Source organism: Thalassotalea sediminis (assembly GCF_030295915.1).
GTDB classification, from domain to species: Bacteria; Pseudomonadota; Gammaproteobacteria; order Enterobacterales; family Alteromonadaceae; genus Thalassotalea_C; species Thalassotalea_C sediminis.
The window spans coordinates 3,117,155-3,128,633 of sequence record NZ_AP027361.1 but is presented as its reverse complement, the minus strand read 5'-3'; the positions used below and the strand labels follow the sequence as shown (position 1 = coordinate 3,128,633).

Below are 11,479 nucleotides of genomic sequence, written 5' to 3'. Positions count from 1 at the left end.
AGGGGAGAAAGAATGAAGTTAGCAACATTAGATATGGGCGTGTTTATCGCGTATGTGCTAGGTCTATTGATCTTAGCACTATGGATATCTAGAGAAGACAAACAAGGTGGTAAAAATACTGAGGATTATTTTTTAGCGAGTAAAGCGCTTCCATGGTGGGCGATAGGTGCATCACTAATCGCATCAAATATTTCTGCCGAACAGATTATCGGTATGTCAGGATCGGGTTATGCGCTGGGATTAGCAATTGCTTCCTATGAATGGATGGCTGCAATTACGCTTATTTTGGTTGGTAAATTCATGTTACCCATTTTTTTGAAAAATGGCATATATACCATGCCTCAGTACCTTGAACAGCGTTTCGATAACCGCGTTAAAACAACGATGGCAATATTTTGGTTGGCCGTTTATATATTCGTCAATTTAACGGCTGTTTTATGGTTGGGTGGTTTAGCAATTGAAACCGTTGCTGGTGTTGATTGGATGTTTGGCATGATATTCCTTGCCGTTTTTTCAATTGCTTATTCGTTATATGGAGGCCTAAAAGCTGTTGCATATACCGATATCCTGCAGGTTGTTTTATTGGTTTTTGGTGGTTTATTCTTAAGTTACCTCGCGTTAGACGCAGTGTCTGGAGGCGAAGGTGTATTAGCTGGTTTTGGCGTACTTACCGAAAAAGTGCCTGGTCATTTTGATATGATCCTGAGTAAAGATAACGAACATTACATGAGTTTGCCTGGGATTTCCGTGCTTATCGGTGGTATGTGGGTAATGAACTTTAGTTATTGGGGGTTTAACCAATACATTATCCAACGAGCACTTGCCGCTAAAGATGTAAAAGAAGCGCAAAAAGGGATCGCTTTTGCCGCATATCTCAAATTGTTAATGCCGGTAATTGTGGTACTTCCAGGTATTGCAGGTGTCATTCTTTATCCGCAACTTACCACGCCAGACCAAGCCTATCCTTCTATGATGGCACTAATGCCAGTTGGTATAAAGGGGTTAGTCTTTGCGGCACTTGTTGCAGCGATCGTTTCTTCATTAGCGTCCATGACAAATAGTATTTCTACTATTTTTACTATGGACATTTATGCGAAAATGAAGCCTGGTAAAAGTCAGCGACATTATGTTCACATTGGTCGAATAGCTGCGCTTTTATCTTTGGCAATTGCACTTATCGTTGCAGAACCCTTGCTAGGCAAGTTTGATCAGGCGTTTCAATATATTCAGGAATTTACCGGCTTCTTTACCCCTGGTATCGTGGTGATTTTCGTCATGGGTATGTTTTGGTCAAAAGCGAGCTCTGCTGGTGCGCTTTCTGCAGCAATTGGTTCAGCGGTATTTTCACTTACGTTAAAATTTGCTTGGCCTGAGTTACCATTTATGGATCGTGTTGGATTAGTATTCTTAATGTGCTTAGCACTGTGTGTTGCTGTTTCACTGTTCACAGATAGTAAAGCTACCAACTCAAGTGTTAACCTAAAAGAAGTGAGCTTCTCGACTGAAAAAGGGTTTAATATAGCGACTGTTGGCGTGATTATTATTCTGACCGCGCTCTATGCAACATGGTGGTAAACATCTGTGTTGTACTGGTATAAAAGGCCGCCAATAGCGGCCTTTTTGCCATGAGTACAGCGATAACAAGCACGGCAATGCCAATTAATTCTTTAGTTAATTGTTTCTATTGTGTACAAGACATGATTTTTAATTTATTAATGTTTATTATCCCAAGAGTTATTCTTTTTACTGGGCGTAAATGAACCTTAAATCACAAGGCCAAAATCAAGTTGTTACACGTTATAAACTCTCTATTTTTGGCGTGTTTTTGGCGATCTTACTTGTTGCGATAGCAGTGGCGAGTTATCGTTATTTTTATGAACTTGAAACACACGAAGTTAGTGAGTACAGAAAGCTCGAAAATAACAGCCAATCATTAAATGAGACGTTAAAGCAAGCCATTAACTCTGTACAATCTATTCAACGATTTGCAAATTACTCTCTGAACAGGCCACAGCAATCCCCTTTAACAATGCCATCACTTGTGCAAAACAAGGACAGGTTTTACTTGGCTCAAGCAAAGCACGACATTATTGAGCAACGTCAGCAATTAAGCGTTAATATTACCGGTGTCGGGGATATTGATAAGTTAACTGACAATGAAAAGCAAGAGTTAGCAATGGCATATACGTTAACGCCTGCTTTTGTTAATGCCCAAAGCACCAATAGTACTGCTAACTGGTTTTACTATGTGTCAAAAAGTAACTTTGTCAGCATCTATCCATGGATAAGCCACGAAAATTGGCAATTTTCGCCGCCATTATTAGAAAATGAGCAGATCGAAAAGTTAAGTCAAACAAGCTACTTTAATAATAATTACCTTTGGTCAAAGCCTTATTTAGGTTCATCAGCAACTAGTTTGTATAGCTCGGTTGCTGCGGCCGTGTTTCAACAGGAAGTGTTTGTTGGTGCTGTCGTGATAAACATAGATCTTGAAAATATTCATAATATGCTGTCAATTCAAGCTGAGGATAATCATAGTTATGTGTTATTAAATGCTGAAGACCAATTATTAGTGCATAAAACTGAAAATAGCGACGCAATTAATGAAGTGAGTCAATGGCAAGCTTCAGTACCAGAAGGGCTATCTGACTTATCATATGAGAACTTACAAAAACGTTCTGCTTCTTTTCAGCACAACCAGTGGTTAGTGCAACAATACTTATTACCATCAACGAACTGGGTGGTCCTTAGATATCAACCATACCAACAGTTTGTAGAGCCAGTCTTTACTCGATTTATTTGGTATTTCTTACTATTGTTCGTCGGACAAAGCGCCTTATTAAGTGTCGTGTATTTTGTTACACGTAAAACATTTATTAAGCCTACTCAAGCGTTTATTAGTCATATTGCACATAGTGCTCAAGGAGATCATGGCAAGGTAACCCCGCCAACAGGTTGGCAGCATTGGTTTAATATTGTCGGAGATATCTTTAGTCAAAATAGAAGCTTAATGCAGCAACTAAAAGATCAGAATAATATCTTAGATTTGCGTGTTATAGACAAAACACAAGCATTACTTGAAAAGAGTCAGCAACATCAAAGAGACTACGCGATATTGCGCTCAGTAATGAATGCAATTCCTGATTACCTTATTTTCAATGATTCAGATGGTCACGTGATCGGGTGTAACTTAGCTTTTGAAAAGTTTGTTAAATTATCTGAAGTGAAAATACTGGGTAAACAAGCAGGGAAGTTGATCGACAACGAGCTAGGCCAAGCTTTATTAGCATGTGAGCGCGGTGAAAATGTCACCGAAAGCTTGCATGGGATATTTAAAGTTGTTGAAACGGTAAACAATACGTATGAGCTTTTCTGTTCGAATTTTTACGACCAATCACAGCATGTACTAGGTACAATCATTATCATTCGTGATGTTACCGAACAACATGCAGTAAATGCCGCGTTAGAAAAAGCAAAAGAACAAGCTGAACAAGCAAACAAAGCAAAAAGTCAGTTTTTGGCAAACATGAGCCATGAAATAAGAACGCCGATAAACGCGATTCAAGGTATGCACTCGTTACTATCAAATACCATGCTTACCTACCAACAGAAACAACATATTGTAAATGCACAAGATGCATCTGATACCTTATTACATCTTGTCGATGAACTGCTCGATTTAGCGAAGATAGAATCGGGTAATATGAACATCGTAAAAGACAGTTGCAGCTTAGATTATATTGTTCAACGTGCTATCAAACTAAATATTGATTTAGTAGTAAAGAAACAGCTTGGTTTGCAGGTAGATATTTCACCGTCTGTACCTGAAGAAGTCTTGACCGATGATATGCGCCTAGTACAGGTGTTAAGTAATTTACTGAATAATGCTGTTAAATTTACTGATCACGGAAGTATAGCGCTAAAAGTTGATACCATTGCTAACAGCGCAAGTAAAAATCTCGTGAAATTTACTGTTAAAGACACTGGTATAGGCATCGCGGAAGATAAGCAGAAAACCCTGTTTGAAGCATTTATTCAAGCTGATGAATCTATGACGAGAAAATATGGTGGATCCGGCTTAGGATTATCGATTTGCCAGCGTATCGTCAATTTACTTGGTGGTGAAATTAAAATAAAGAGCAAACCGTTAGCCGGTGCAGAGTTTAGTTTTGTATTGCCCTTTGATGAACCCAAAAACCAAAGTGAAAAGGTTATTGCTAATCCCGTAAAGGTTGAATCATTTGGTGCAATACTGCCCAATTCATTTGTTGAGTTGCTAGACGCACTCGATTATCAATATCAGCGACTCGATGATTTCAAGCAACACCAAATATCTGAGAATAAGACATGTTTTTTATTTGTTCGTGTCGACGTTATTACGAAAGAAAACTGTCATAAAATTGCTGAGTATTTCTATCATGGTACAACTCAGACTTCTGGTGGTTTTGTCTTGGCCGTTTATCAACATACAAATGTGGCTCAATTACGTGAAACTTATCAACTGCTAGATGAAGCGAAAATACCTTATGTTATTTGCGACGCTCCTTTATATCGATATACCTTGAGACAACTCCACTTAGCATTGCAAAGCCAACGTTTTCAGCCTGTCAGTGAGCCAACAGAAAAAAACGTTAATAGCCCCACCCCGAGCTCTCTTGCTAAGAAACAGCAGCTAAAAGGGGTTAAGGTTTTATTAGTTGAAGATAACCTGGTAAACCAACTCGTGGCCAAAGAGTTACTTAACGTAATGGGGGCAGATGTGATTGTGGCTGAAAATGGCGAAGTTGCACTGACGCAACTAGACGAAAGTACTGTTGATGTTGTGTTAATGGATATTCAAATGCCGGTGATGGATGGTTTAACAGCGACTAAACTAATTAGGGAAAAACAGCAATTTGAATCATTACCTATCATTGCTATGACTGCTCACGCAAGACAAGAAGATAAAGATAACAGTATTGCCGCTGGCATGAATTTACACATCGCTAAACCCGTAAAAGCGCAGGTGCTTATGGAAAGTATACGATCAGTTTTAAGGTAGGTTTTTGGACACTAACTACTTAACTACGTTTTAAGTCTCGTTTTTGGTTAATCGCTCGCTTTGCATTACCAACTTTTTCATCGCATTATCTAAACTCATTTTTTCTTCATCGGATAAAACTGAGAGTAATGCTTGTTCTTGTTGCTTAACAATAGGAATTAATCGCTCAAATAGATTGATACCTGTTTTTGACAAAGACAGCAGATGTACACGTTTATCATCTTTGTCTTGTTTCTTATTGACCAGCTTCTGTGCGATAAGCCCCTTAATTGCTCTGCTTGTTGGCATTTTATCTAAATCTGCGTGTAAACCTACTTGTTTAGCATTGATAGGCGCATGAGTGGCTAGAATTGCCAATACTCGCCATTGTTGTCGGGAAAGCTCGAATTCTCCTTGGTAGACTTGTGCAATAGATTGGCTGACGAGCATTTGCAATCTTGCAAGTTGATAAGGAAAAAAAGAAGTTAGCGTAAATTGGTTAGTATTCATATCAATAAATTTAATGCGTTTTGGAAGGGATTATAACGAAGAATACAATGAAGCCAATAAAGTTATTCATCCTTAAGTGTGGGGATGAACGCTCAAGCAGGGCTGGGGGAGAACCAATCCTGCTTGAGCAAAAGCGAGACAATTGTGAAAAATTAAACTAAGCGCACCAACACCCCTGCAACTGCACTGCTTTTTACAACGTCCATCATCGCTCATTTGTCCTAGAGGTCAACCAGGACAATGTAAGACTAGCAGAAGCGTATTAAGTTAACAAAAAAATAACAAATGTTTTTCAGCACATTTTAGTGTGGATTTTGTCCAAGTGTACAAAATGTATTACACGAAACGAAAGTAAAGTATTGGTTTCATTTCGTGTAAAAAGTATCTGAAAGCAATTGCGATGAAAATTGCACTGATATCTTTATTTTGCAGTTTTAAAGTGAGTCATTAATGACTCCAATTTATCGGTTAATTGAATAAGTACAGAGGTTGCATTTTTACCTTTATGCGCAAGTTCAGCAGCATCATGAGAGCTTTCTGCAATCATATTAATGCGTCGTGAAATATCATCTCCTACCTTGTTTTGCTCATCGGCAGCTGTGGCAATATGATTATTCATCTCTGTTATTGAACTTAATGCCTGTGCAACTTGATTAAGTGCTATGGCAGCTTCTTGAGTTTGACTAACGGTACCCTCACTTGACGCTTTGCTCATATCCATTGTTTCAACGCCGCGCACAGAACCTGACTGTAAACGTTCAATCATATTATGGATTTCTTCAGTACTATCTTGCGTACGTTTCGCAAGGTTACGCACTTCTTCGGCAACAACGGCGAAGCCTCTGCCTTGTTCACCTGCTCTGGCAGCTTCAATGGCGGCATTAAGTGCCAGTAAGTTTGTTTGATCAGCAATACCACGAATAACGTCTAGTACTGACACGATATTAGTCACGTCATTGCCGAGTTCTGTTATAACGACACTCGCTTCGTCTATTTGCGTAGCCAATGTTGTAATTGATTGTACCGCTGAATCTACAATATCGTGGGCTTTAATGCCTTGTTGATCTGCTTCTGTTGTTGATAAGGCCGCTGCATTAGCATTATCGGCAACCGTTTGCGAAGAAGAAGACATTTCCGTCATCGCCGTAGCAACCATATCAATTTCACTGCGTTGAGCTTCGAAAGTGTTGTCGATCTCTAATGTGCGTCGATTCGCATCTTCCGTTTCTTGACGTAATTGCTTAATCGACTCTTCAATACTCCCTAAAATTGCTGCTAATGACTCACGTAGGCGCAATATCGAACCTAAAATTGAGTCTTCTCGCGTGTTAGAACTTGAATTATTACCCGTTAAATCTCCAGCCGCGACTTTTTGCACTATTTTAAGTACAGCTGAAGGTTCGCCACCAAGATCGTCTAGTAATTTACGGGTAAATAATAACAGTAGCACCCCTAAACCACAGGTTAATGCTAAGCAAATAAAGACTTGCCAACTCGCATTAGCCCAAAAACGTGCTTCTACTTCTGCAAAGCCAATGCCTGTACCGACATACCAGCCCCAGCTAGGTGTTTGACGAGCAATGGAAAGCTTCTCTTCTATAGAACCATCCGCCTGCTTTTGTGTCCATTCGTATGTAGCAATGCCTTGTGGGTTATTGTTAACAGCATTTTGTAGTATTTTACCGACGCTTTTGCCTTGACCATCTTTAAATTCATGAAAGCTAGTACCGTGTAACTGAGGATCTAAAGGCGCGGCGACAAAATTAAGGTTTTCATCAGCAACGTAGACATATTCAGATTTGTGATATTTGTTTTCTCTCAGTAGTTGCGCTGCTAAAGCTTTTGCTTCTTTTTCCGACATTTTGCCACTTGCAACGTATTTTTCCATTTCTACAACGATGTTATATGTTGATCTAAAGAGTTGTTCAACTCTCGCTCTATTATCATCGTTGCTCGCAAAACGGAGTGCTGTCAGGCCGACAACCATTAACATTAGAAACGAGATCAGTATCAGTGCAATAAGTGCGCTCACTTTAAAGCGTAATTTCATTCTTACCTACCCTTAAGATTATAGAAATGAGGTCAATTTGGTATTTATTTCCTTAAAAACTTACTTCCTATCACATCGGTTAACTTTAATATCACAAGCTTATTGATGTTGACAAGCATTAGTGATTTTTAATTTATTGCTTAACTTCAGGCGAGCAGGAAGATAGGTAAATAGTAAACGCGCAATAAGTGCGCAATACTGGGCAAGTAAGGAGATTTAAGGCCGAGATGCTATTTTTTATTCATACCTCGGCAATATAATGTAGATTTAAATAGACTAAAAAGTAAGCAAATTAAGTGCTTGTTTGACTTACAATACGACTGAGCTCTTCGCGTTTACTTTTCAACAATTGATACATGTTAATTTGGTTTAATGCCCTATCTAAGTTGTGTGTATTATATTGGGTATGAAAGTAACTATCGCCGTTCAGGTAATCTGTTAAAAACCGTACGCCAATCATAAAAGGTAATAACTGTGCGCCAATCACCAAGCTTTGCTTTTCAAGCTCAGACAGTTGACCATTAAAACTTTCAATATAGCCTTGAGATAATCCCTTGAAAATATCCATAGAAATGGTCATTTGGTCTAAATTGGTACCATCTTCGGGTAAATTAGAGCAGCAAGTTCTCACCATATCGCCAAAATCATGCATGACGAAACCAGGCATACAGGTATCTAGATCAATCACTGCAATAGGTTCGTTTGTTGCTTTAGCAAAGAGTAAATTATTTATTTTAGTATCGTTATGCGTTACTTGAATAGGGAGCTGAGTAATAATGTCAGCAACTTCTGAGATAAAAGCTGTTTCTGCCAAACACGTGGCGACTAATTCATGACATTTGGTTAAACGTTGATGAGAATTGTTTTGTTTGGCTGTTTTTAACTGTGTGATGCGAGCATCTAAGTTGTGAAAGTCAGTGATAATTTCGCTTAACTTTTCCGCTGGAAAATCACTTAACGCACAAGTAAATGCACCGAATGCCCGGGCAACTTCACGTGCTTGTTTAGCTGAGCTTACTTCTTCAACAGTATAACAATTAGGAATAAACTGAATGGCGCGCCAGCTATTATCTTTATATTGAACCATTGAGTTGCCATTACTACTTTTTACCTGCCATATAGGTTCAAGCTGGTATTCGCCTAATTGCTTTTTATTATAAAGATGATCGTTGATTAGATCTGCATTATTGATCACGTCGTTTGGTTGGGTAAACACGTGGTGGTTGATACGTTGCAGCACAAATTTTCGTGCTGGGCTAGAAACAAGGTACGTTGTATTGATCAAGCCGTTCCCTAACGGTGTAACTTTACTTGTTTTTATATCGCATAAGTAAGCCTCTAACACATGACTTACCTGCACCTGATCAATATTAATGTTCATAATGTACCACTGTCCCTCGATTTATTATGTTAACTATGGCTGTCGAATGCTCCATTATTCGACAAAGATGTAATTGCACTTTCAACGGATGGAGAATCGGCGGCATATGTTACGCCAAACCACGCATCTTGTGAAGCTAAAAGCTCAACGTTGGCCTGAGTTGCAGCGATAAGTGCGAAAACTGCATCGGGTAAATAGACTTCTTTATTTAAGTCAGCATTAGCGTGTTCTTGAGTTGTTGGAAAATGCTGTTGTAATAACGCTTCTATTTGTTGAAAAATTGCCGGGGTTAATCGCCAAAAGTTCATTGATACGAGCTGTGCTTTCGACATGACGATTGCTGAACCATCACACATACCTCGACAATGGTTAGCATCAATTTCGATAATATCGATGACTTCTTTAATATCAACTAATTTCGATTGTGAATGTTGACAAAAGCCTCGGTTAACGCCGCCATGCGTAGAGAGCGTTTTTCCCAATTCAAAGGCCACTAGCCCACAATTAGCGGGGGCAATATGCTGAATTTTTCTAAACGCTTGTTCACCGTAATAATCGTCGGCGTTGATAACAATAAAGCCCTGTTGCAAATATTGTTTAGCGCACCAAAGTGCGTGTGCGGTACCTAAAGGCTTAACACGTGAAGCTTCTACTGCACATTTAGCAGGCAAATTGTTCATGTCTTGTAGCGCAATGGACGTTTTGACGCCTTTAGGTAAATGAGGAATAACTTGCTGTTCTAAGGATGCTTGTTGTGACGCTTGGGTAATGAATACAACATGATTTATGCCGGCTTTAACGGCTTGAATGATGTTGTATTCCATCAACGTCTTTTGTTTAGCGCCAAACTGCGCAAACTGTTTAGCACCGCCAAAGCGTGAACCTTGGCCCGCTGCGAGAATGACTAGCGTTGAAGTATTTATATGGGATGTTGTCGACATAGCACATCAATTTACGAAACAATGGAAAGTGGCGTTGCATTTTTCCATAAACCACGGGTAAAGTCAGGAATATCTTTGCTATTACTGCGGTCGGCAACTGAATCTGCACTTATTGGGGCAATAACGGACCATGCAGCTGCATCATATACATTTTGATCTAATGCTTCACCATTTCTTAAACAGTAGATCATACGCCAAAGCATTAAGAAATCCATTCCGCCATGTCCTCCATTCTTTTCGGCTTCTTTGCCCATGCGAATCCACAGAGGGTGATCAAAATGTTGTTGCCAAGGAAGCATATTTTTATCCCATTGATGAGAGCTGTGCCGTTGTGGTTTGCTACCTATCTTTCCTTGAGTTTCCCATGCATTAAGTGCTAATTGATATTCCTTCTCGAAGAACGCTGCTATTGCTTTTGGCTTTTGTTCGAGTGCGATTCGGTTCGGGTACCCTGAAAAAACACCGTTGGTACCTTGAATGTAATTTAGACGTGTATAAGGTCGAGGTGTTGTCGTGTCATGTTTAAGCGTAATTGTGCGTCCGAGTTTAGTTTTGATGACTGTTGTATTCATATCCCCTGCAATATAGTTTACTTTATTTCGCTCATGTTCAGGCGGAAATGTTCGGGCAGCATAAGATTGTCTACCTATTGCAGGTGAACTCGTTGACGTTAAAAAATCAAACTGATCACCTCGATTAATATTCATATACTGTGAAATGGGTCCAAGGCCATGGGTGGGGTATAAATTGCCATTGGTTTTGGTATGCCAATAAGTGCGCCAAGAGCCTGTGTGCCTATCAAGGTTTTTCATCTGTGATCTTAAATCATGGATGTACGCAGCTTCGCCATGCAATAACTCGCCAAATACACCTTGCCTGACCATGTTTAGTACCATTAATTCATCACGGCCATAACAGACATTTTCCATCATCATGCAGTTTTTTTGTGTACGTTCTGCGGTGTTTACTAGTAACCAGCATTCTTCAACCGTTGTTGCAGCAGGTACTTCGACGAAAGCATGCTTGCCACTGGTCATTGTGTCTACGGCCATAGGCGTGTGCCAACGCCAAGGTGTCGATATAATGATAATATCGATATCGCTACGGTTTAACATGTCTTTATAGGCAAACTCACTGCCGGTATACTCATCTGGTCGAGGACGTTGTTGCAGTTCAACTAATTGACATGCACTGTCGATAACATCTTGATGAATATCACAAATTGCTTTTATCTCAACCCCTTCGATGTGACAGCAGTGTTGAACATGCCCCAAGCCTCGCTTTCCTACGCCTATAAAGCCAATTCGAACCGTTTCCATTTTAGGGACGGCAAGGCCAAAAACAGGATTATGTTTAAAGAGTTTATTAGTTGAAACGTTAGTAAAGGTATCAGCATGTGAAAGAGCAATACCACTTGCTGATAATGCAGCAGCAGATTTTAGAAAATGTCGGCGTTTAGTTGAGGTCATAATACAAGAGGTGATCAGATAGCATTTAACTAACGTTACTTGTATCGATATATGAATGCAAGCATGCAAAAGGCATAGTGTTAAGCGCACAGCCAATTACAATTGCAT

General features: G+C 39.6%; 7 protein-coding genes. 2 read left to right on the top strand and 5 right to left on the bottom strand.

All coding sequences use genetic code 11. From position 1 onward, the window contains the following. The first annotated feature begins 12 nt into the window (after positions 1-12). Both QUE09_RS14325 and QUE09_RS14320 read left to right on the top strand, forming a co-directional pair. Positions 13-1,575: a sodium/sugar symporter gene (locus QUE09_RS14325; RefSeq protein WP_286233513.1), complete on the top strand. Its 1,563-nt coding sequence runs from the start codon at positions 13-15 to the stop codon at positions 1,573-1,575. Between the two features lie 181 nt (positions 1,576-1,756). Next, entirely contained in the window at positions 1,757-5,041 is a 3,285-nt protein-coding gene (locus tag QUE09_RS14320) for an ATP-binding protein (RefSeq protein ID WP_286233512.1), read from the top strand. 30 nt (positions 5,042-5,071) lie between these two features. Here QUE09_RS14320 and QUE09_RS14315 read toward each other — a convergent pair whose 3' ends face one another. From QUE09_RS14315 to QUE09_RS14295, 5 genes are all read right to left on the bottom strand, one after another. Further along, on the bottom strand, positions 5,072-5,530 hold the full coding sequence (locus QUE09_RS14315; protein ID WP_286233510.1) for a MarR family winged helix-turn-helix transcriptional regulator: 459 nt from the start codon (positions 5,528-5,530) through the stop codon (positions 5,072-5,074). Between the two features lie 421 nt (positions 5,531-5,951). Then, positions 5,952-7,580, bottom strand: a complete 1,629-nt coding sequence (locus tag QUE09_RS14310) for a methyl-accepting chemotaxis protein (protein WP_286233509.1) — start codon at positions 7,578-7,580, stop codon at positions 5,952-5,954. A gap of 292 nt (positions 7,581-7,872) precedes the next feature. Beyond that, positions 7,873-8,961, bottom strand: a complete 1,089-nt coding sequence (locus QUE09_RS14305; protein WP_286233508.1) for a phosphotransferase enzyme family protein — start codon at positions 8,959-8,961, stop codon at positions 7,873-7,875. 29 nt (positions 8,962-8,990) lie between these two features. Next, positions 8,991-9,902, bottom strand: coding sequence for a sugar phosphate nucleotidyltransferase (locus QUE09_RS14300; protein WP_286233507.1), 912 nt, complete (start codon positions 9,900-9,902; stop codon positions 8,991-8,993). 11 nt (positions 9,903-9,913) lie between these two features. Beyond that, on the bottom strand, positions 9,914-11,371 hold the full coding sequence (locus QUE09_RS14295; protein WP_286233506.1) for a Gfo/Idh/MocA family protein: 1,458 nt from the start codon (positions 11,369-11,371) through the stop codon (positions 9,914-9,916). Positions 11,372-11,479: the final 108 nt, after the last annotated feature.